Origin of the sequence: Dietzia sp. MNB45 (genome assembly GCF_051994785.1) — a bacterium.
GTDB lineage: Bacteria > Actinomycetota > Actinomycetes > Mycobacteriales > Mycobacteriaceae > Dietzia > Dietzia kunjamensis.
Genome location: NZ_CP163397.1, coordinates 3,265,381 through 3,287,300 on the forward strand (window position 1 = coordinate 3,265,381; position 21,920 = coordinate 3,287,300).

Genomic DNA, 21,920 nt, shown 5'->3' on the forward strand with positions numbered 1-21,920 from the left:
CGGTGGGAAACACTTCGGTTGTGACGCACGATATACTCGCGTAGAACTCTGTCGTAACGCTTAGAGAATCCCCCGCCGCCCTCAGGAGCCCCTCACATGACCCGTTCCTCCCGCCCCTCGGTGGCCGCCGCGGTCCTCGCCGCGATCGCGCTCCTCATGGGGGTGTCGGTCGGCGCGGGCACCGCCCCGACCGCCGAGGCCCAGTCCGTCATGCCGCTGAGCCCTCCCGGGGTGCCGCAGCTCGAGAACGCGCCCCTGTACACCCCGACCATCCCGGGCGTCGCCGCGATGCCCGTGCTGACCTACCCGGTCATCGGGCCCGCGCGGCCGACGCCCGAGTACGGCAACGTCGACATCTTCCCCACCCCGAACGAGATCGTGGGCGTGGCGCAGCCGGTCATGTTCTTCTTCGACCGCCCCATCCGCGACCGGGCGCGGGCCGAGGCCACGATCGGCATCCGCACCGAGCCGGCGGTCCCGGGCAAGTTCTACTGGGTGAACGACCGCGAGGTGCGCTGGCGGCCCCACGAGTTCTGGCCGGTCAACACCTCGGTCACCGTGTGGGCCGGCGGCAAGCGCCAGCAGTCGTTCCGGACCGGCGACGCCGTGATCGCCGAGTTCGACGACCGCACCAAGCTCGTCACCGTCACCCGCAACGGCCAGCACATCCGCACCATGCGGGCCTCCGCCGGACGGCCCGGCTGGGAGACCTACAACGGCACTTACTACACCGGCCAGCGCGGCCGTGAGGTCCGCATGAACTCCGAGACGTTCGGTCTGCGCATCGAGGACGGCGGGTACGATTCGATCATCAACGACGCCGTCCGACTCTCCTACGACGGCATCTACATCCACTCCGCACCGTGGTCGGTCGCCGACCAGGGGGTCCGGAACGTCTCCCACGGCTGCATCAACGTCAGCCCCGCCGACGCCCGCTGGTACTACGACACCAGCCGCAACGGCGACCCGTTCATCGTCAAGAACGGCCCCGGCCGCCCGTTCGGCGCGTTCGACGGCCAGGGCGACTGGAACTACTGACGCCCGCTCGCCGGCGGCCCGGCCGTCCGGAATGAAAAGCGTGGGGACATCATGCTTTTCAACACCTGTACCGGTTAGACCTCGCCGGGCCACCGGCGGTCAATCGTCCGGAAAGGACCCGTTCACCTCTCCCGGCCAGGCTGCACAGCGTGCAGACTCTGTCCTCCCCGGTCGACGGGCACCCGGCGACCGCTCCCCCTGACCTCGCCGAGCGCGGCCCGGCCCGGCGCCGGGCCCGGGCGGGCGGACTGTTCCGCGAGAAGGCACTCTTCGTCGCCCTGGTGCTGCCCAACCTGGCACTGCTCGGCGTGTTCACCTACCGACCGTTGCTGGACAACTTCCGGCTCAGCTTCTTCGACTGGAACATCTCCTCGCCCACCTCGACATTCGTCGGGGTCGCCAACTATGTCGAGTGGTTCGGGCGGGACGACAGCTGGCTGATCCTGCGAAACACCGGCGTGTTCACCGTCTCGGCCGTCGTGGGGTCCATGGTGCTCGGGCTGGCCCTGGCCCTGCTGCTCGACCAGCAGCTCATCGGTCGCGGCATCGTGCGCTCGGCGGTGTTCGCGCCGTTCGTCATCGCCGGGGCGGCCATCGGCGTGGCGTTCCAGTTCATCTTCGATCCCCGGTTCGGCATGGTCTCGGCACTGCTCACAATGGTCGGACTCCCGGTGCCGGACTTCTACCAGGACCCCGACTGGGCGCTGGCGATGATCACCATCACCTACATTTGGAAGAACCTGGGCTACTCGTTCGTCATCTATCTGGCGGCGCTCCAAGCCAAACCCGCAGAGCTCTACGAGGCCGCCGAGATCGACGGCGCCGGCCGGTGGACCACCTTCCGCTCGGTGACACTGCCCATGCTGCGCCCCACGACGTTCTTCTTGTCGATCACCGTGATGCTCAACTCGCTCCAGGTCTTCGACATCATCTACGTGATGACCCGCGGTGGGCCCCAGGGCAACGCCACCACGACCATGGTCTTCCAGGTCTATCAGGAGACCTTCCAGAACTTCCGGGCCGGCTACGGGGCCACGGTCGCGACGATCATGTTCCTCATCCTGCTGGTCATCACCTACCTCCAGGTCCGCGTCATGGACAGGAACGCCCGATGAGCACGGTCCGCGCAGGCTCCACGCCGACCAGGATCATCGGGTACGCGGTGATGATCCTCGTCCTGCTGGTCATCGGCCTCCCGCTGTTCTGGGTGGTCGTCACCTCCCTCAAACCGGACAACCAGGTCTACGTCCAGCCGCCGGTGTGGTGGCCGTCCCCGCTGACCGGTGACGCGTACCCGCAGGTGCTCTCCGAGGTCCCGTTCCTCCGGTACTTCACCAACTCGGTGGTCATCACCGGCCTGCTCAGCATCGTGAAGATCACGCTGGGGGTCCTCAGCGCCTACGCGTTCGTCTTCCTTCGCTTCCCAGGTCGGTCCGTCCTGTTCATGGTCGTGCTCGCGGCCCTGATGGTGCCCAACCAGATCACGGTGATCTCCAACTACGCACTGGTGGCGCAGCTCGGGTGGATCAACACCTTCCAGGGCATCATCATCCCGCTGGCGGGGGTCGCGTTCGGCACCTTCCTCATGCGCAACCACTTCCTGACCCTGCCGTACGAGATCATCGAGGCCGCGCGCATGGACGGGTGCGGGCACCTCAAGCTGCTGTTCCGGGTCGTACTGCCGATGAGTTGGCCCACCCTGGTCGCCTTCGCGCTCATCACCGTGGTCAACGAGTGGAACGAGTACCTCTGGCCATTCCTCATCGCCTCCGACGACCGCGTCGCCCCGCTCCAGGTCGGGCTGGCCCGCCTCGTCAACACCGACGGCGGTTACACCGACTGGCCGATGGTCATGGCCGCCACGGTGCTCACCATCACCCCGATCCTCGTCGTGTTCCTCATCCTCCAGCGCCACATGATCAAGGGCCTGACCTCCGGCGCGGTGAAGGGATGACCCACTCCGCGCGATCCCACCTCCAATCCCGTCGGGCCGAACCGGTCCGGCAGCAACGAAAGGTCCGACACGAATGAACCCCATGAACCGTCGCGGATTCCTCGGCGTCCTCGGCGCCACCGCGGCCGCCACCACCCTCACCGCCTGCGCGGGCGCGGGCGGCGACACATCCGGTGAGTCGGGCGGAACCGCCTCCGGCGGCGACACCGGCACCATCACGTTCTGGTCCAACCACCCCGGTGACTCCAAGTCACTCGAGACCGACATCATCGCGGCGTTCGAGTCGGAGAATCCGGGCCTCAAGGTCAACCTCGTCGACGGCGGGAAGAACTACGAGGAGGTCGCCCAGAAGTTCAACGCGGCACTCACCGGCGGCGAGCTGCCCGACGTCGTCGTGGTCTCCGACGTCACCTGGTTCAACTTCGCGCTCAACCGGCAGATCACCCCGCTGAACGACCTGTTCACCGAGGCCGGCGTCGATACCGCTGACTACGTCGACGCCCTGCTGGGCGACTACGTCCTCGAGGGCGACAACTTCGGCGTGCCCTTCGCGCGGTCGACGCCGCTGTTCTACTACAGCAAGGAGGTGTGGCGGTCCGCCGGGCTGCCCGACCGCGGCCCGGAGAACTGGACCGAGTTCGCGGAGTGGGCACCCCGCCTACAGGACGCCATCGGGGACGGCAAGCACGCCATCGCGATGTACGACGGCTCCAACTACATGGACTGGACCGGGCAGAACATCATCTGGGACTTCGACGGCGCCTTCTCCCGCGACTGGACCCCGACCTTCACCGACGACGGCACCATCCGCGGCATGGAGTACATCAAGAAGCTCGACGACGACGGTTTCCTGGTGGTCTCCGCCGACTCGATCGTCGAGTTCGGATCCGGTCTCGCCGCGTGTGCACTGGCCTCCACCGGCTCGCTCGCCACCGCCGAGACCAACGCCGGTTTCGAGTTCGGCACGGCCTTCCTGCCCGGGGCGGCCGAGAAGAACTCCTGCCCGACCGGCGGCGCGGGCGTCGCGATCCCGGCCGGTATCTCCGACGAGCGCAAGCTCAACGCCATGAAGTTCATCGACTTCCTCACCAACACGCAGTCGACGGCGACCTTCGCGCAGGGAACCGGGTACATGCCGGTCCGTAAGTCCGCCCGCGAGGCGCAGGAGATCAAGGCCTACCTGTCCGAGACCCCGCAGGCGGTCACCGCGATCGACCAGCTCGCGCACACCCGGCCTCAGGACAACGCCCGTGTCCTGGTACCCAACGGTGGTAGGCGCATCGGTGGCGCGTTCGACCGTGTCCTCGGTGGCGCCGACATCCGCGAGACCATGCAGCAGGTGCAGGACGAGACCGCGCAGATCATCGAGACCCAGATCCAGCCGAAGCTCAACGGCTGACCGGTCACCGCCGGCGATCGCCTACGCCCGGGGCCGGGCACCTCGTATCCGGCCCCGGCGTCGGCGTCGTTCGGCGGCCCCGGCCCCACCCCTGACCCCACAGCCGCGTCACCTCCCCCGAACATTCACACACGAGGAGCACCCCACCCGATGGCCACCGTCCGCTTCGACCACGCGACCCGCCGGTTCGACAAGGGATCGGCGCCCGCCGTCGACGCCCTCGACATCAACATCACCGACGGCGAGTTCCTCGTCCTGGTCGGCCCCTCCGGCTGCGGCAAGTCCACCAGCCTGAGGATGCTCGCAGGTCTGGAACCCGTCGACGCCGGCCGCGTGTTCATCGACGAGCTCGACGTGTCCGGCGTCGCTCCCCGCGACCGAGACGTGGCCATGGTGTTCCAGAACTACGCGCTGTATCCCAACATGACGGTCGCCCAGAACATGGGGTTCGCACTGCGCAACGCCGGCGTCAACAAGTCCGACACCCGCAAGCAGGTCGAGGAGGCCGCGCGGATCCTGCAGCTGGATCCCCTCCTCCACCGCAAACCCTCCCAACTGTCCGGCGGCCAGCGCCAGCGGGTCGCCATGGGTCGGGCGATCGTTCGTCGGCCCAAGGTGTTCTGTATGGACGAGCCACTGTCGAACCTCGACGCCAAGCTGCGGGTCTCCACCCGCGGGGAGATCGCCGGGCTGCAGCGACGGCTGGGCGTGACCACGGTGTACGTCACCCACGACCAGGTCGAGGCCATGACGATGGGTACGCGCGTCGCGGTGCTCAGAGACGGCGTCCTCCAACAGGTCGCGGCCCCCCGCGAGCTGTATGACCGGCCGGTCAACGCGTTCGTCGCCGGCTTCATCGGCACGCCGGCCATGAACCTCCTCGAGGTGGCGGTCGAGGGCTCCCGGGCCCACGTCGGTGACGCCGAGGTGGCCATCCCCGCCTCACTCGAGGGCCGCGAACGCGTCACCCTCGGTGCCCGACCGGAGTCACTGCGGGTTGTGGGCGAGGACGAACCCGGCCTGCATCTGGTGGTGGACCTGGTCGAGGAGCTGGGCGCGGAGTCCTTCGCGTACGGCCACACCGACGCCGGCGACCGGATCGCCGTGCGCCTGGACCGGGCCCACGGGACCGCGGTCGGCGAGCGCCTCCGCGTCCGGCACGTCGACTCCGAGGTCCACGCGTTCGACCCCGAGACCGGCCTCCGCTTGAACTGATCCGGCGCGCCTGGTCACCGGGGCGGAACGGGCGCGAGCACGCCCAGCACCTGATCGGCGGGCACACAGCGCGGCGGAGGGTCGGTCGGCTCGCCACCATCCGGACCCCGCGGCCCGCCGAGGGCGTCGATCACCAGGTCCACCGCCCGCGGCGAGGCCAGCACCGTCAGGTGACCCGAGCGGTCGACCTCGCAGCCGTCCTGCAGCCGCACCACGTCGAGGTCCACGAAGTCCGGAACCTCCGGTGCGACGACCGGCCCGGTGAGCTCGTCGTAGTCCGAGGACACCGCCACGTAGCGCACGCCGCGCGCGAACGGGACGCCGTCCTCGCCCAGCCACGCCAGCGTCGCCTCGGCGTCCTGCCGCGCCGTGTCGGGCGACAGCACGCCGAGGACGTCGGTGACGAACCCGGGTGGCCCGTCGCCCGACCGCGCGGGGTCGGCGCCCAGCGTGACGACGGTCCGCACGGCGTCCGCCCGGGCGGTCGCGGTGACGAACGAGGCGATGATCGCGCCTTGTGAGTGCCCCACGAGGTCGACCTCGGCCGCCCCGGTGAGCGCGCGCACGCGGTCGATCTCGGCGGCGAGCTGCGGCGCGGAGACCCCGGTGAGCGAGTCGACGCCGCCGACGGATCCGGGCTCGCCGCCGGGCCCGGGTGGGGCGCCGACGGTGGGCGCCCACACGCAGTAGCCCTCGGCGGCCAGTGCGGCGCCGAGGGTGGCCCACGAGTTCCCGCCGTTGAGCCCGGTGCCGTGCACGAGGATCACCGGCGCGGGGCGCTGCGCGGTCGGCCGGCAGTCGTCCCGGTTGATGCCGGGCGGATCGGCCAGGCCGTGGGTGAGTTGGTACGCCGCGCCGTCCCACCAGCGCCACGGGACCTGGTCCGTGGTGGGGGTGGGAGCGGCCGCCGCCGTGGGCGCGGGAGCCGCGGGGCCGGGGGCGACGACGACGAGGGCCGCCGCCGCGAGCAGTCCCGCGATCCCGGTCCGGGTCACGATCCCGGCAGCGGGGGAATCGGGCCCAGGTACGGGGCGACCGCCTCACACCGCGGTTCACGCGGGTCGGCGGGGTCGAGGGCGTTGAGCACGAAGTCCACGGTCCGGGGATCCGAGGCGATGGCCAGGTGCTCGGCCCGGTTCTGCTCACACCCGTCCTGGATGGTGATGTTGGTGGCCCGCGGGCCCTCGACCACACCGGAGGTGTACGGCCGGACCAGCTGGTCGTACCGGGTCACGAGGTTGAGGTAGGTCACGCCCGGCGCATAGGGGGTGCCACCCGACCACAGGAGTTCGAGCGTCTCCGACCCGGCGGCCATCTGGCCGAGGGACGGAGCGATCTCGACCGCACGTCCGCGGTCCCCGCTGGCCAGGGCGGTGCCGATCGCCCCGGACCCGGTCCCGCGGGAGCCGTGCCACAGCGGGGCTATCGCGGCGACGGTGTTCACCTTGCCGGGTCGGCCGACCTTGGCGACCAGGCCGGAGACGAGCGTCCCCTGCGAGTGCCCGATGAGGTCCACCTGCTCGGCCCCGGTCGAGGCGAGGACGCGGTCGACGAACTCGCCGACCTGCGGCACCGATACCTCCGTGATGTCCGACAAGCCGCCCAGGAGACTGACCGGCCACGGCTGACCGGGCAACGCCCCGTAGGTGAGCGTGTAGACGCAGTAGCCCTCGTTGTGCAGCAGCGGCCCGTAGGTGGCCCAGTTGGTGACCGCGCCACCGGAGGTGCCGTGGACCAACACGACCGGGCGCGGCTTGTCGGCGGTGGGGCGGCACGACCAGTCGTTGGCCCCCGGCAGCTCCGCCCCCGGGGCCGTGAGCGCCTGGGCGGCCCCGGCGAAGAAGGAGTACGGCACCGGCAGCGGTGCCCGTGTCGACGGGTCGGTGGCGTTCGCGGCGCCCGCGCCCGTCACCGCGAGGAGGGCGGCGGCGGTGACGGCCAGGGCGGCCCGCAGGGTTCTCATGTGCTCATTAAGCCACGCCCGGTGATCATCGGGAGGTCCTTCGCGTACACGAGTCCCGGCGCCGCCGCCACGACCGCCTCCACCGAGTTGACCAGCCGCATCGCGGTGACGAGCATGCCGGAGACGTTGTGATCGCCGTGCTCGGCGTGGTGTCCGAACTCCACCCGCATCGCGGGATCGCCGGTGATCTCGATGCGGTAGCAGCCGTCGCCGTGGTCCGGGCGCGGCCAGTCGGGGGCCTGGTCGTGGGCAGTGCGAGTGACGTGCTCCAGGACGATGCGGTCCTCGCCGTCGACCTGCCCCACCACCTCGAACCGCAGCGCGGCCTGCGTCCCCGCCGGGACCTCACACGCCAACAAGGTCAGGTCGCGGTCCGCGGGCAGGCGCTCGTGGCGCTCCACCAGTGGTTCGTCCAGGGTGACCTCGAGAGCGGCCGCGATTTGGCGCACCACCGAGCCCCAGCCCGCCGCGAGCATCCCCGGTCGCAGCAGTGGCGGAAGCGTGTCCATGGATGCGCCGAAGCCGAACAGCCGCCGCATGGTCTCGCCCTGGTGGTACACGGAGTAGTCGGCGATCTCGCCCACGCGGATGTGGTCGATCCGCCGGGACAAGCTGGTCATGGCCAGCGGCAGGACGTCGTTGGCGAAGCCGGGGTCGATGCCGTTGACGTGCAGTGTGGCGCCGCCTTCACGTCCGGCGGCGGCGAGCTCGGAGATCATCTCCTCGGGCAGGGTGCCGTGCGGGTACTGCAGCAGCACCGGACCGGAGGCCACCACGTCGATACCGGCGCGCAGGAAGCGGCAGAAGTCGGAGATCGCGTCCACGAACCGCGTCTCGGTCTCGGCGGTGTAGACCACCGCGTCCGGGTCCAGCGCGAGCAGCGCGTCAGTGTCATCGGTGGACGCGATACCCAGGTCGCGGTCCACCCCGGCGAGTCGCCCGGCGTCCACGCCGACCTTGGCCGGGTCGGAGACGTACAGGCCCACCAGTTCCAGCTCGGGCCGGGCGGCGATCGCCTCGACTGCCATCCGGCCCAGATACCCCGTCGACCATTCCACTACCCGGATCGTCATGGGCACCGACACTATCCGTCGCCCCGACCCGGGGGTTGCCGCTTCCACGCATCCGGCCCTCGGTGTTCAGCTCCTGTAGGGCGAGGTCCCGCGCTCCCCGACGTCCTTCGCGGTGTCCGGGTCCCGGGCCTTGCGACGGCCCCCGACGTGGGCCTCCGCCCGCATCCGCTCGCTCATGTGCGGGTAGTGCAGCTCGAACGCGGGGCGCTCGGAGCGGATCCGGGGCAGCGTCACGAAGTTGTGGCGCGGAGGCGGGCACGAGGTCGCCCACTCGAGGGAGTTGCCCGCGCCCCACGGGTCGTCGACCGTGACGATCTCCCCGTAGCGCCAGCTCTTGATGATGTTCCAGATGAACGGCAGCATCGCGATGCCGAGGATGAACGAACCGACCGTGGAGATCTGGTTGAGGACCGTGAAGTTGTCCGAATCCAGGTAGTCGGCGTACCGGCGCGGCATGCCCTGGTTGCCCAGCCAGTGCTGTACCAGGAACGTCGTGTGGAAACCGATGAAGATCAACCAGAAGTGGATCTTGCCGAGCCGCTCGTCGTACATCCGGCCCGTCATCTTGGGGAACCAGAAGTACACGCCGGCGAACGTGGCGAACACGATGGTGCCGAAGAGCGTGTAGTGGAAGTGCGCCACGATGAAGTACGTGTCCGAGATGTGGAAGTCGATCGGCGCCGAGGCCATCATCACGCCGGTCAGACCGCCGAAGAGGAAGGTGATGATGAAGCCGAGGGCGAACAGCATCGGCGTCTCGAAGGTCATCTTGCCGCGCCACATCGTGCCGATCCAGTTGAAGAACTTCACGCCGGTCGGGACCGCGATGAGGAACGTCATGAAGGAGAAGAACGGCAGCAGCACCGCGCCGGTGACGTACATGTGGTGCGCCCACACGGCCGTCGACAGTGCGGCGATCGCGAGGGTCGCGAAGACCAGGCCGGCGTAGCCGAACAGCGGCTTGCGAGAGAAGACCGGGAAGACCTCGGAGACGATGCCGAAGAACGGCAGCGCGAGGACGTACACCTCGGGGTGACCGAAGAACCAGAACAGGTGCTGCCACAGGATGGCGCCACCGTTGCCCGGATCGAAGATGCGACCACCGAAGGTGCGGTCGTAGAAGACGCCGAGTGCGGCCGCGGTGAGCAGCGGGAAGATCAGGAGGATGAGGACCGACGCCACGAGGATGTTCCACGTGAAGATCGGCATCCGGAACATGGTCATACCCGGTGCGCGCAGGCAGATGATGGTGGTGACGAAGTTGACGGCACCGAGGATCGTGCCGATGCCGCCGATGCCGACGCCGAGGATCCAGAGGTCCGCGCCGACGTTCGGCGAGTGGATCTTGTCCGCCAGCGGCATGTACATGGTCCAGCCGAAGGACGCCGCGCCACCGGGGGTCAGGAAGCCGGAGAGCATGATCGTGCCGCCCGCGGCGAACAGCCAGAAGCCGAACGCGTTGAGCCGGGGAAACGCCACGTCGGGGGCGCCGATCTGCAGCGGAATGATGTAGTTCGCGAACCCGACGACGATCGGGGTTCCGTAGAGCAGCAGCATCACCGTGCCGTGCATGGTGAACAGCTGGTTGAACTGCTCATTCGACAGGAACTGCATCCCCGGAAGGAAGAGCTCGGCGCGGATGAGCAGTGCCATGAGGCCGCCGGCGAAGAAGAAGATGAAGCAGGTGACGATGTACATGATGCCGAGCAACTTGTGGTCGGTCGTCGTCAGCATCTTCCACACGAACGAGCCCGGCCGACCTCCACCCGTCGGGACGCCCGGCGGGTGGTCGAGCTCACGCGTCGGGCGCGTGGGCGGTACAAGAGTCTCCGACATATCGCTCCCCTGTCGTTCGTTCATCCGAAACTAGGCCGGAAGCCTCGGAACCGCATTGATCTAGGTCAACTCGGTGTGAGGAAATGCACACGTGGGCGCCCCACAGGGCCACACTGGTGACATGACCGCGCACGGGGACGATTCCGGAGTCACCGGGTCCGCGCTGTTCGCGGGCTCGGTCCTGTTCGCCTCGCTGCCACCCCGGTGCGGGGCCGCCCTGGCCGCCTCGTCGCGGACGAGTACGGCGAGGCCAGGCGCGGTGGTGCAGGTGACCGGGGAACCGGTGGGCCGCCTGGTGGTGATCACGGCCGGGGCCCTCCATGTCGTCAGGGAGGACCGGTCCGGGCACCAGCGTCACGTCCGGGTCCTCGGCCCCGGGAGCCATCTCGGCCTGGTGGAGTTCGCACTGGGCTGCCCTGCCCGTCACACCGTCGTCGCCGCGGAGGCCACCACGCTGACCAGCGTCTCGCACGGCGCGCTCCGGTCAGCGGCCGCCGCGTGCCCGGTGCTCAACGACTCGATCACCCGCGAACTGGCGTGGAAGGTGGTCGAGAGCGAACAGCACCTGGCGTCGATCACCTCGGAGGACGTGCTCACGCGACTGTCCGCCTACCTCGTGTCGTTACCCGGGTCGCCCCGCCAGGACGGGCGGATCCGGGTGCGACTGCCACTGTCCCAGTCCGACCTGGCCACGCATCTGGGGACGACCCCCGAGACGCTGAGCCGTCGACTACACGACCTCATCGCCTCGGGGGCCGTCGAGAGGGTCGCGCGGCGGGAGTTCGACCTCGACCACCGCCGACTCACCGGCGCCTGAGCACCCTCACCAGATGCTGACGCGCTCCTCGGGGGCGAGCCACAGTCCGTCGCCCTCGGTCACGTCGAAGGCGGCGTGGAAATCGTCGAGGTTGCGGACCACCTGGTTGCAGCGGAACTCCGGCGGGGAGTGCGGGTCCACGGCGAGCCGGCGGGCGGCCTCCTCGGCGCGGGTCTTGGTCCGCCACACGATCGCCCACGAGATGATGAGCCGCTGGATGCCGGTCATCCCGTCGATCTCCGGGCCCACCTCGGTGCCCTCGGCGGGTTCGCCGTCGGTGCCCTGCTCGTTCGAACCCTGCTCGTTCGAACCCTGTGCCAGCCGGTAGGCCAGCAGCGCGATGGTGAGACCGCCCAGGTCGCCGATGTTCTCCCCCACCGTGAAGGCCCCGTTGACGTGGTCCTTCGTGGCGTCCAGGCCGTCGGGGGTGAGGCCGTCGTACTGGGCGATCAGCGCCTCCACGCGGGTTCCGAACGCCTCGCGATCGTCGTCGGTCCACCAGTCGACCAGGTTGCCGTCGCCGTCGTACTTCGCTCCCTGGTCGTCGAACCCGTGACCGATCTCGTGCCCGATCACGGCACCGATCGCCCCGTAGTTGGCGGCGTCGTCGGCGTCGGCGTCGAAGAACGGCGGCTGCAGGATGGCGGCCGGGAAGACGATCTCGTTCATCACCGGGTTGTAGTAGGCGTTGACCGTCTGCGGCGTCATGTGCCACTCACCGCGGTCGACCGGGCCGCCGAGCTTGCCCAGCTCGTAGTGGTGCTCGAACTCGGCGGAGCGGCGCACGTTGCCGAGCAGGTCGTCGGCGCGGACCTCGAGCGCCGAGTAGTCGCGCCACTTCTCGGGGTAGCCGATCTTGGCAACGAACGCCTCGAGCTTGGCCAGCGCCCGCTCGCGGGTGGCCGGGGTCATCCACGGCAGACGGCTGATGGAGTAGCGGTAGGCGTCGGTGAGGTTCTCCACCAGCTCGACCATGCGCGCCTTGTGGCCGGGCGGGAAGTGCCGGGCCACGTACTCCTTGCCGACCTCCTCGCCGAGGGCGGCCTCGACCACACCGACACCACGCTTCCAGCGGGCCTTGTTCTCCTCGGTGCCGGACATGACGGTGCCGTAGAAGCGGAAGTTCTCGTCCACCAGGTCCGAGGTCAGGAACGGCGCGCGCGCGGAGACCGTCCGCCAGCGCAGCCACTGCTTCCAGGTCTCCAGCGGCTCGGAGGCCCACAGGTCGGCCACGGCGGTGAGGAAGTCGGGCTGCATCGCGACGAGCCGGCCGAACGTCTCCTCGGTGCCGCCGAGCTCGCGGGCCCACTCATGCCAGGGGAAGCCGGGGGCCTGCTGCGGCAACTCGTCCCAGGTGACGGGGTTGTAGGTCTTGTCCGCGTCGCGACGGGCCACCACGTCCCAGTGGGCGGCGGCGATGCGGGTCTCCAGCGCGACGATCCGCTCGGCGGTCCGGCGGGCCCCGGTCTCCCCGTCCACGTCGTCGACCAGCCCGGCGAGGTCGAGCATCCGGGCGATGTGGTCGGTGTACTGCTCGCGCATCTCGGCGTACTGGTCCTCACGATAGAAGGACTCGTCCGGCAGCCCGATGCCGTACTGCACCAGGTAGAGGATGTACTCGCTCGAGTTCTTGGCGTCGTTGTTGACGTAGGCGCCGATCAGGCCGCCGACGCCCACCTTCTCCAGGCGCGCCATGGCCAGCGCGAGCGAGTCGGCGTCGGTCGCACCGTCGATCTCGGCCAGATCGGGCGCGAGCGCGGCCACGCCGGCGGCCTCAACGGCGTCGGTGTCCATGAAGGAGGCGTAGAAGGCGCCGATCTGCGAGTCGACCGGGGCGTCGGTGATGATGTCGCGCACCCGCTCCTCGGACAGGTCGCGCAGGGCGAGGAACGCACCGTCGATCGGCCGGTCGGCGGGGATCACGTGCTCACGGATCCAGGTGCCGTTGACGTGCTGGTAGAGGTCGTCCTGGGGCCGGACGTCCAGATCGACGTACTGCAGGTCGAGGCCCGAGGGACGGGGCGTGTCGGTGGTGGGGATCTCGGTCGCTGTCATGTGACCAGGTTACGTAAGTGGTCGCGGGGTGGGCGGTCGGCACGACGTCGGAGGTCGCCACCTCCGTGACGACGACGAGGCGGGCCGACGGGATGCGCCGAACCGGTGAGGCGGGCCGGTGGTCGTGGATGCCGCGCGCGGCTGCCGGACGCGGGTCAGGGCAGGCCGTGGCGGGCGTTGTGATCCTTGGCGCCCTGATAGGCGTCGACCATCCCCCAGATCCAGAACCCGAACATGATGGGCAGTCCGATGAGGATGACCGAGAGCAGAGCACCCACGAGGTAGCCGGCGAGGATGCCCACACCCCTACCGGCCCGGCCGACCAGCATCGTCCCCAGGCCGGGCACGAGGAGGGACGCCACCAGCATCAGCGCCGGGTCCTTGCGGGCCGCCGGCGGGAACTGACCGTAGGACTGCATCCCGTACCGCTGACCATAGGACTGCATCCCGTACGGCTGCTGCGCCCCGTAGGCGTACTCGGCGCCGTAGAAGGGCTGCGCGCCGTACTGACCCGGGTCGAACTGACCGCCGCCCTGCGGGCTCCCGTACGGCGGGGTTCCGTACTGCGGGCTCCCGTACTGCTGACCGCCGTAGCCGCCGGCCCCGGACTGCTGACCGCCGTCGTGACCGGGCCACTGCTCGTTCGCCCGACCGCCGAACGGGTCGTCGGGCCGGTCGGAGGCGTTGCCGTCAGCGGGAGTACTCATGGATCCACACTATCGCGGCACCACGACAGGTCGTCCGCGATGAAGACCGCTCACACCGCCACCACAAGCGGCCCCGGCTGCACGTCCTCACTGGCCTACGCTGCCCGATTGCACACTCATCGAGGGGTTGGGCTGCGTGAATGGACCATCGCGGGCGCGTAGCCGGGAGGTCCTCCCGGGCCGCCCCTTAATTGCGGGCCGTCATCCCGCGCCGCGCCCAGATGTCCGCGCACTCCACGCACGCGTCCTCCGAGACGATGCCGACCCGCTGGAGCTGCCCGTACACCCAGCAGCCCAGGCAGAAGCCGAGCGCGGCCTCGGCGAGCGCGGCGGCGACCAGCACACCGAGCACGACGCTGCCCGCCACCGCGAACCCGGCGAGGAACAGTCCGAATGCAATCGAGGACATCACCAGGCCGATCGTCTGGGCGAATCGCTTGGGCGCGCCGGCGACCATCTTGGGCTCGTCGCTGACCCGCGGCGCGAGCACGTGAACCGACAGGCGACCGAACGGCGAGTACCGCGGGCCGCCGGCAACCCGGAGCACGAAACCCACCACCAGCGCTCCCGCCAGCCATGTCCGGGCGGGCTCGGGAGCGAGGAGGGTGATCACCGCGAGCGTCACCACGAGGGCGGCGGTGCACCGCGCGGCGTAGTCGTTGACGATCTCGGGGAAGGCGAACGCTTCTCGCAGACTCACAGTTCTCGCTCCTCACACACTTCGATAGACCGATCGGTCTACCTCGCGGACCAGAGTACGCCCGCGCCCCGCGGAATCCCAGATGCCGCTAGTGTCGGCCCATGATCCCCGGTAGAGCAGCGGCAGGCACCGTCGCCGCGGCGGCCGCGTCCCTCGCGCTGGCGGTGTCCGGGTGCGGCCAGGTCAGCGTCGGAGACCAGACCCCCGGGACCGCGGACCCCGCCGTCCAGGCCACGGCCACCTCGACCATCGCGACGGCCACCTCATCCCCGGGGGCGGCGGCCCCCACCGCGACGTCGCCGCCCCCGACGCCCGGGCCGGAGGCCACCCCGGGCTGCGGGACGCTGACCGAACCCGTCCACCGACTCGTCCACGGCGCCGACACCGACCGCGAGGCCGTCTCCGCCGAGGTCCGCCGCCTTTCCGACGGGGTTACCGACAACGCCCTGTCCGCGGTGGCGAGTCGACTGTCGGGCATCGCAGTGCAGCCGACCGTCTCCCCGGCTGCACTCGAGGCCGAGTGGGACCAGTTCCGGCAACTCTGCGACCTCCCCTGATCGCGCCCCCTCTACGCTGACGGCCGTGCCCCCACCGCTGCGTCGCCGCTCGAACTCACCCCGTCCACCCGCCGCCCCCGTCATCCCGAGACGGGAGCAGCTCGAGCCGCCGCGCACCGAACTCGAGACGGACGGCCTGTGGGACGGGGTCCTGGCCGCCGCCGAACACGCGCCCGACCCGGAGGAGGGCGCGGCGCAGATCGGCGGGATGGAGATCCGGGAATCCGCACTCGAGAACCTCCGGTTGAGCGGCGCCCGCGCGGACGGCCTGAGGCTGACCGATGTCGTGATCAGCGGCTGCGACCTGTCGGGACTGGTGGCCGACGGCGCCTCGCTCACCCGCGTGAGGTTCGCGGGCTGCCGACTGACCGGGATCGTGCTGTCCGACGCACGACTGACCGACGTGACATTCGAGGACTGCCACGCGGACATGATCAACCTACGGATGGCCCGACTGCAGCGGGTCCGCCTCGCCTCGACACGGTGCCGGCAGGCCGACCTGCTCGAGGCGCGCATCGCCGATCTGACCACCGAGGGCTCCGACCTGCGTGGGGCCGCGTTCGACCGGGCCACCCTCTCGGCCGTGGACCTGCGCGGCGCGGACCTGGAGGATGTCCGCGGGGCGTCGGCACTGCGGGGCGCCCTCATCTCGCCCGAACAGGTTCTGGGCGTGGGCCTGGCGCTGATCGGCGAGGCGGGGATCCGGGTCGACTGACCGGCCACCCGCATCCGGCCGCACACATCCGACCGCCCCGACCTCAGGGCGCAGCGCGTCGAGTCGCTCGAGGAGAGCTCAAATCAGGTGCGAGGCGGACTCGCGCCACTGGTTCACCGCGCGGTTGATGATCGCCTGGAGCTGCAGGATCTGGTCACGATCGGTGAGCGTGATGCCCTCCGCCCCGGTCTGCAGCCGCAACTCCGGAACCCCCCGCCCCGCCCCGTGCTCGTCCAGCATCACGGTCTCGGCGACCGACACCTCCAGAAAGGGGTCGTCGCCCGGGCCATCGACCTCGGTCACGAGGTCTTGGCGGTAACGCGGGGTGGTCAGGTCGATCGCATTGTTCATTGAGGGGCACTCCCGACTGGTCGGTGGGATTGCCTTAATCGTAGGTGAGGAAACCAGGTCATCGAACGCGTGTGGCAGCGTGTTACAGGTTGTGATCAACCCGTGATCTTGGCCACTATCCGGTCACTCTCCGGCCACCCTCCGGCGCCTCACCGCGACTGCTGCCCGGGCCGGAACTGGACAGATGTGAGAAATGTTGCGTGAGTTGCTTGTGTGACTGAAGGGGTTGCAACATACTCAGCCCATGACATCTGCCGGACCGTCGGCCCGACGCGCCCCCCTTCCCCGCCTTCTCGTCGCCGTGGCCTCTGCAGCAGCCCTTTCTCTCGGCCTCCTCGTCGTCGTCATCTCCCCGCGCGCCGACGCCGGCGTCCCCCTGGCGCCCGCCTACCACGGCCTCGCGCAGGGGGTCGACGCCGCGAGCTGGCAGCACCCGCACGGTGCCGGCGTCGACTGGCACGCGGCCGCCGCGTCCGGGCAGTCCTTCGCGTTCATCAAGGCCACCGAGGGCACCGGACCCGCCAACCGCTACTACGAGTCCGACGTCGCCGATGCGCGCGCCGCCGGCATGCTCGTCGGCAGCTATCACATGGCGCGCCCCGCCATGGACCCCGCGCAGCAGGCCCACGCGTTCGCCGACCGACTGCAGTCCGTCGGCGGCCCGCAGCTCCCGCCGGTGCTCGATCTGGAGAAGGACGAGGGCCTCGACCCCGCCGAGCTGGCCGACTGGACGCAGGTCTTCCTCGACACTCTCGCCCACCGGACCGGTCGCGCGCCGATCCTCTACACCTACCGCTACTTCTGGATCGATCGGATGGCCAACACCCACCGCTTCGCCGAGTTCCCGCTGTGGCTCGCCGAGTACGGGGTGTCCGAGCCCACCCTGCCCGTGATCGGCGGCTGGAACGAGTGGCTGTTCTGGCAGCGCTCCGAGACCGGTGAGGTGCCCGGCTTCACCGACGCCGTGGATCTCAACGTCTTCGCCGGAACCCGCGACGACCTCCACGCCTGGCTCGGCCACGTCGAGCCCGCACCCGCACCCGCACCCGAATCCACACCGGAGCCCGCACCGGCGCCGCCTCCCCCGCCCGCCCCAGAGCTCGTGTCGGACCGCGAGATCGTCGAGGCGCCCGCCGGGATCCCGCCGGAGGCACCCGTCCCGGTCGAGCCGTTCACGATCCCCGTACCGCGCGACCTGCCGGCCCCGGACGGGGTGCGCCTGCCGGAGACCATCGAGATCCCCCGCGAGGTCGTGGCCCAGCTGCCGCCCGGAATGCGCTGACCCGGAATGCGCTGACCGCGGGGGACGTCAGCGCGGTGCGGGTTCGCGTCGCCGCACCACGGCGGCGCGGATCGCACGCCATCCGATGAGGAGGACGGCGGTGACGACGCCCGCCACCACCATGAAGCTCCAGTGCGGCACACGCCCGTCACCGAGACCGCGGATCACCATGCCCACCACCAGCGTGGCCAGCCACAGCAGTACGCCCGACCCGACGGCGGCGGGCGGGCGGCGGGTCGTCAGCAGGATCAGCCACCCCACTGCCAGCCCGATGAGGAACGGCCACGCCGTACCCCAGACCTGGGCCACGCCGAGCCCCTCGGAGTGCGCGCCCCGGCCGAACGTGGAGAACACCACCACCAACACCGCATCGAGCACGATCATCACCGGCACGGCCACACGACTCACCGTCTCTTCCCCTCCCGTCGCTCGCTCGCGCTGACCGAGCAGGACGCATCGCCGGCCTCGTCGTCCACGACCCCGTCCTCACGCACGCGCAGTAGCGGGATGGGACCCGAGTCGTGGTGCACGTGGGGCCGCCACGGTGTGCCCTTGAGCGGCCACATCGCCGAAATCCCGGCCGGCGGGGCCGCCGCGACGGTCTGCCGCGACGCGGCGGTATACGCCGCCGCGGGGGACGGAGAGGGGGACGACGACGAGGTGTTCTCCCCCGGGTCGTCGGCGTCGTCCGGGTCGGCGTCGGGGTCGAGGTCCACGGCACCCCGGTAGAAGAGGAAGAAGACCACCCATCCGGCCAGGGCGACCAGCACGAAGCTGACGATGCGGTAGACGAACACCGTCGCGAACGCCTGATGCGCACCGAGCCCGCCCGCGGTCAGGGTCGTGATGAGCGCGAACTCCACGGTCCCCAGCCCGCCGGGCGTGATGGGCGCGCTGGCCACGATCTTGCCGGTCACGTAAGCGATGCACAGGCCGCCGATGCTGTGCTGGGCACCGACGGCGTTGGCCGCCGCCCACAGGCAGCCGATGTCGGCGACCCAGTTGAGCAGGGAGAACGCGAAGGCCTTGGACAACTGCGTCTTGGTCAGTTCGACGGCCTCGGCCTGCTCTACGACCTTGCGCACCGCGGCGGCACCGTGGTCGGCGGGCTTGCGACGCCGCGCGTTGATCCACTCGAGGAGGGCCAGGAGCGCCCCCTCGATCCTGTCGGGGTTCCGGGCGGCCCACTGGACCACCACCACGATCCCCACCAGGCCCATGGCAGAAAGCGCCAGCAGGAACGGGTTGGACACCGTCCCCACCAGGAAAAAGCCGAGCAGCGCCAGTAGGACGATGCCGACGGTCGACAGCACGCCGGAGATGACGAGTTGCCACGAGGCGACGACGCGGGTGGCTCCCCACTGCCGGGTCTTGCGGTAGGTCAGGGTGGTGCCGAAGACCTGCCCGCCGGGGATGCTCGTGGAGAACGCGTTGGCGGAGAACACCAGGCCGACGCTGCCCCAGTAGCCCACCCTGACACCGGCGGACTGCAGGAGCAGTTTCTGCACCGAGCCGTAGCTCGACATCGACAGGTAGGAGAACACCAGCGCGGCCGCGACCCAACCCCAGTGCGGGCGGGTGACGGCCTCGAATCCCTCGGCGAAGAACGGCATCTGGCCACGGAGCCAGTAGAGGATGAAGGCCAGGACAGTCAGGGTCGCGATGGCCTTGAACCACGGATTGCCCAGGACCACCCGGATGCGACGCCGCGCCTCGGCGCCCCGCGTGCCCATCATCGATCCACCATAACCAAAGGATCCGACCCGGCCCAGGACCCACACCGCAGGGCCCTGGCGAGCGTCACGCGTCGCGCCCCTGCTGACGTTCCCGCATCAGACGGGCGATCAGGTCGGAGGCGGGGATCTTCCCGTCCTCGGTGATGTCGGGTTCCTCGTCGTACTCGGGGTCACGGACCGGCTCGAACTCCACCTCCGGCTCGAGGTCCCGCTCGGCCCCGGGCTCGCGGTCGAGCACGGCCACGGCGGTGGCGGGTCCGGCGACCTCTGTCCGTCCGGCGCCCGCGGAATCCGCGGAGATCCCGGAGTCCGCGGCGGGGACCGGCTCGGCCTCGCCGGTGGTGGCGGGTCGGCCGGTGAGCAGCTCGGGCTCGTCGTCGATCTCGGCCTCGCCGAGGCCGATCCGTTCCTGGACGCGCTTCATCCACCCGGGCGCCCACCAGTTGTCGGTGCCGAGCATCTGCATGACCGCCGGCACGAGCAGCATGCGGATCACGGTGGCGTCGATGATGAGCGCGGCGATCATGCCGAACGCGATGTACTTCATCATCACGATCTCGGAGAACGCGAACGCGCCGGTCACCACGATGAGGATGAGCGCGGCCGAGGTGATGATCCGGCCGGTGTTGGCCACACCGCTGCGGATGGCCTCCGTGGTGCGGGCGCCGCGCGAGCGCGCTTCGACCATCCGAGAGACCAGGAACACCTCGTAGTCCGTGGACAACCCGTAGATGATCGCCATGAGCAGCACCACGACCGGCGAGGTGAGCGGGCCGGCCGTGAATCCGAGCAACCCGGACAGGTGCCCGTCGACGAAGATCCAGGTGAGGATGCCGAGGGTGGCACCGAGGCCGAGCAGGTTCATGATCGCGGCCTTGATCGGCAGCACCAGCGACCCGAACGCGAGGAACATGAGGAGCGTGGTCGCCAGTAGGACGTACAGCACGAACCACGGCAGACCGTCGACCAGGGCCTCGACCGAATCGCGCTCCATGGCCGGGTTGCCGCCGACGTACACCTCGGTGTCCGCGGGGATCGGGAACGACTGCAGGTACTCGACGGTCTCGGCGGCGTCGTTCCGGTCGATCACGCCGGTCTGCAACACCACAACGTCGCGCCCCTGCGCGTCCTGCTCGCCCGAGCGGGCGAACTGGAACGGACCGGTCAGACCCGGCGCCTCGTTGGCCGCCGAGCGGATCTGCGACAGGGTGCCGCCGTCGGAGCCGATCACCACGAGCTTGACCGGGTCGGTCCGGGTGCCGGGGAAGTTCTCGTCGTACTGCTCCTGCGCGACGCGCGTGGTGTTGTCCGGCGGGAGGTAGGTCTCGTTGATGCCACCGAACTTCACGCCGGAGAACGGGATGATGAGCGCGACCAGCACCACGACGACGGGGATGGCCACGGCCACCGGACGCTTCATGGAGAAGTCGGCGATGCGACCGAACAGGCCGTTCTCCACCTGCTCGCGCGAGCGGTGACGCTGCAGCCGCTTGATGCCCAGCATGTCGATGCGGTGACCGAGCAGCATCAGCACGGCCGGCAGGAGCGTCACCGACAGTGCGGCGGCGAGGATGACGGCGGCGATCGCGCCGTAGGCGACGGACTTGAGGAACGCCTGCGGGAAGATGAGCAGCCCGGACAGGGTCACGCCCACCATGACCGCGGAGAACACCACGGTCCGTCCGGCGGTGGCGACCGCCCGGCGCACCGCCGCGTCCGGTGGGTAGCCCTCGGCCATCTCCTCCCGGAACCGGCTCACCACGAACAGGCCGTAGTCGATCGCCAGGCCGAGGCCGATCAGCGTCACCACGTTCTGGGCGAAGGAGTTCACCGGGGTCACCAGCGACAGCAGGTGCAGCGCCCCGAGCGAACCGAGGATCGTGAGCACGCCCACCGCGACCGGCATGAACGCGGCCACGACACCGCCGAACACCACGATCAGCAGCAGGAACACCAGCGGCAGCGCGATGAGCTCGGCGCGGACCAGGTCGGCGTCCATCCCGTCCTGCAGCGCACCGGCGACCGCCTGCACACCCGCGACGTCGGTCTGGATTCCGTCGATGGCGATCTCGTCCTCGATCACCCGGAAGTTCTCGAGGATCTCCTCGTCCTCGCCGGCGATCTGGATGGAGGCCACGACGATGCCCTCGTCCCTGTTGACCAGGGCCGGGGACTGGTTGAACACGAAGCTGGTGACGCCGGTGACCTCGTCGGGGTGCTCGCTGCGGATCGACTCGAGCGAGGCGCGGATCGGGTCCTGGAAGGCGGGATCGTCGACCGAGGTGCCCTCGGGTGCGTGGTACGACACCACGACGTCGCCGAGCGCGTCGCGTCCGTACGCCTCCTGCTCGAGCCGTTCGGCGGTCGCCCACCCGCTGTCTGGGTCCTCGAACCCGCCCTGACCGAACGGGTTGCCGAACGCGGTTCCGGCGAGGCTGATGAACGCCATGACGAGAACCGAGCACACCAGGACCAGCACGCGGCGGTGGGCGACGAACCGCCCGAGTGAGTTGAACACCGCA

The 21,920-nt window shown here is 69.8% G+C and carries 20 protein-coding genes; 9 read left to right on the plus strand and 11 right to left on the minus strand.

Features of this window, described 5'->3' with window-relative positions; genetic code table 11:
* Positions 1-96 precede the first annotated feature (96 nt).
* The 5 genes from AB5G72_RS15640 (at position 97) to AB5G72_RS15660 (ending at position 5,606) form a co-directional block, all read left to right on the plus strand.
* The gene (locus tag AB5G72_RS15640) at positions 97-1,038 is read left to right on the plus strand and encodes a L,D-transpeptidase (protein WP_154831090.1); all 942 of its coding nucleotides are present in this window, start codon (positions 97-99) and stop codon (positions 1,036-1,038) included.
* Between the two features lie 149 nt (positions 1,039-1,187).
* A complete protein-coding gene (locus tag AB5G72_RS15645) occupies positions 1,188-2,153 on the plus strand; it encodes a carbohydrate ABC transporter permease (protein ID WP_440220348.1) in 966 nt (321 codons plus the stop codon).
* On the plus strand, positions 2,150-2,992 hold the full coding sequence (locus AB5G72_RS15650) for a carbohydrate ABC transporter permease (RefSeq protein ID WP_067717172.1): 843 nt from the start codon (positions 2,150-2,152) through the stop codon (positions 2,990-2,992). The genes AB5G72_RS15645 and AB5G72_RS15650 overlap by 4 nt, the downstream gene beginning before the upstream one ends.
* 73 nt (positions 2,993-3,065) lie before the next feature.
* Positions 3,066-4,391 carry an ABC transporter substrate-binding protein gene (locus tag AB5G72_RS15655; RefSeq protein ID WP_440220349.1) on the plus strand — a complete coding sequence of 442 codons (1,326 nt, stop codon included), beginning with the start codon at positions 3,066-3,068 and terminating at the stop codon, positions 4,389-4,391.
* A 150-nt stretch (positions 4,392-4,541) separates the two neighbouring features.
* Entirely contained in the window at positions 4,542-5,606 is a 1,065-nt protein-coding gene (locus AB5G72_RS15660; protein ID WP_440220350.1) for an ABC transporter ATP-binding protein, read from the plus strand.
* A 14-nt stretch (positions 5,607-5,620) separates the two neighbouring features.
* Here AB5G72_RS15660 and AB5G72_RS15665 read toward each other — a convergent pair whose 3' ends face one another.
* The 4 genes from AB5G72_RS15665 to ctaD form a co-directional block, all read right to left on the minus strand.
* Positions 5,621-6,601, minus strand: a complete 981-nt coding sequence (locus AB5G72_RS15665; RefSeq protein ID WP_440220351.1) for an esterase/lipase family protein — start codon at positions 6,599-6,601, stop codon at positions 5,621-5,623.
* Positions 6,598-7,569 carry an esterase/lipase family protein gene (locus AB5G72_RS15670; protein ID WP_256821521.1) on the minus strand — a complete coding sequence of 324 codons (972 nt, stop codon included), beginning with the start codon at positions 7,567-7,569 and terminating at the stop codon, positions 6,598-6,600. Before AB5G72_RS15670 ends, AB5G72_RS15665 begins: the two co-directional genes overlap by 4 nt.
* Positions 7,566-8,642 carry an NAD(P)H-dependent amine dehydrogenase family protein gene (locus AB5G72_RS15675; protein ID WP_335673199.1) on the minus strand — a complete coding sequence of 359 codons (1,077 nt, stop codon included), beginning with the start codon at positions 8,640-8,642 and terminating at the stop codon, positions 7,566-7,568. The genes AB5G72_RS15670 and AB5G72_RS15675 overlap by 4 nt, the downstream gene beginning before the upstream one ends.
* A gap of 66 nt (positions 8,643-8,708) precedes the next feature.
* Complete coding sequence (ctaD, locus tag AB5G72_RS15680; protein WP_404850633.1) at positions 8,709-10,478, minus strand: aa3-type cytochrome oxidase subunit I; 1,770 nt, start codon at positions 10,476-10,478, stop codon at positions 8,709-8,711.
* Between the two features lie 121 nt (positions 10,479-10,599).
* Here ctaD and AB5G72_RS15685 point away from each other — a divergent pair, with 121 nt between their 5' ends.
* Entirely contained in the window at positions 10,600-11,295 is a 696-nt protein-coding gene (locus AB5G72_RS15685) for a Crp/Fnr family transcriptional regulator (protein WP_067715997.1), read from the plus strand.
* Between the two features lie 6 nt (positions 11,296-11,301).
* On the opposite strand, the gene AB5G72_RS15690 is transcribed toward AB5G72_RS15685, so the two are convergent.
* The 3 genes from AB5G72_RS15690 to AB5G72_RS15700 all read right to left on the minus strand — a co-directional run bounded on the left by AB5G72_RS15690 (position 11,302) and on the right by AB5G72_RS15700 (position 14,757).
* Complete coding sequence (locus AB5G72_RS15690; protein ID WP_256820433.1) at positions 11,302-13,350, minus strand: M13 family metallopeptidase; 2,049 nt, start codon at positions 13,348-13,350, stop codon at positions 11,302-11,304.
* 155 nt (positions 13,351-13,505) lie between these two features.
* Positions 13,506-14,057: a hypothetical protein gene (locus AB5G72_RS15695; RefSeq protein ID WP_440220352.1), complete on the minus strand. Its 552-nt coding sequence runs from the start codon at positions 14,055-14,057 to the stop codon at positions 13,506-13,508.
* A 187-nt stretch (positions 14,058-14,244) separates the two neighbouring features.
* Entirely contained in the window at positions 14,245-14,757 is a 513-nt protein-coding gene (locus tag AB5G72_RS15700; protein ID WP_271800438.1) for a DUF4395 domain-containing protein, read from the minus strand.
* Between the two features lie 101 nt (positions 14,758-14,858).
* Between AB5G72_RS15700 and AB5G72_RS15705 the strand changes: the two genes are divergently transcribed.
* Entirely contained in the window at positions 14,859-15,314 is a 456-nt protein-coding gene (locus tag AB5G72_RS15705) for a hypothetical protein (protein ID WP_143337737.1), read from the plus strand.
* 25 nt (positions 15,315-15,339) lie between these two features.
* Positions 15,340-16,029: a pentapeptide repeat-containing protein gene (locus AB5G72_RS15710; protein WP_440220353.1), complete on the plus strand. Its 690-nt coding sequence runs from the start codon at positions 15,340-15,342 to the stop codon at positions 16,027-16,029.
* Positions 16,030-16,107: 78 nt separating this feature from the next.
* Here AB5G72_RS15710 and AB5G72_RS15715 read toward each other — a convergent pair whose 3' ends face one another.
* Entirely contained in the window at positions 16,108-16,380 is a 273-nt protein-coding gene (locus AB5G72_RS15715; protein WP_067715983.1) for a hypothetical protein, read from the minus strand.
* A 244-nt stretch (positions 16,381-16,624) separates the two neighbouring features.
* On the opposite strand from AB5G72_RS15715, the gene AB5G72_RS15720 reads away from it, so the two are divergent.
* Entirely contained in the window at positions 16,625-17,662 is a 1,038-nt protein-coding gene (locus AB5G72_RS15720) for a glycoside hydrolase family 25 protein (RefSeq protein ID WP_440220354.1), read from the plus strand.
* Between the two features lie 27 nt (positions 17,663-17,689).
* Here the strand turns inward: AB5G72_RS15720 and AB5G72_RS15725 are convergent, their stop codons facing one another.
* From AB5G72_RS15725 to AB5G72_RS15735, 3 genes are all read right to left on the minus strand, one after another.
* Entirely contained in the window at positions 17,690-18,070 is a 381-nt protein-coding gene (locus AB5G72_RS15725) for a DUF3054 domain-containing protein (RefSeq protein ID WP_227022187.1), read from the minus strand.
* A complete protein-coding gene (locus AB5G72_RS15730; RefSeq protein WP_253002565.1) occupies positions 18,067-19,398 on the minus strand; it encodes a lysylphosphatidylglycerol synthase transmembrane domain-containing protein in 1,332 nt (443 codons plus the stop codon). Before AB5G72_RS15730 ends, AB5G72_RS15725 begins: the two co-directional genes overlap by 4 nt.
* Positions 19,399-19,462: 64 nt before the next feature.
* On the minus strand, positions 19,463-21,916 hold the full coding sequence (locus tag AB5G72_RS15735) for an MMPL family transporter (RefSeq protein ID WP_440220355.1): 2,454 nt from the start codon (positions 21,914-21,916) through the stop codon (positions 19,463-19,465).
* Between the last annotated feature and the right edge of the window lie 4 nt (positions 21,917-21,920).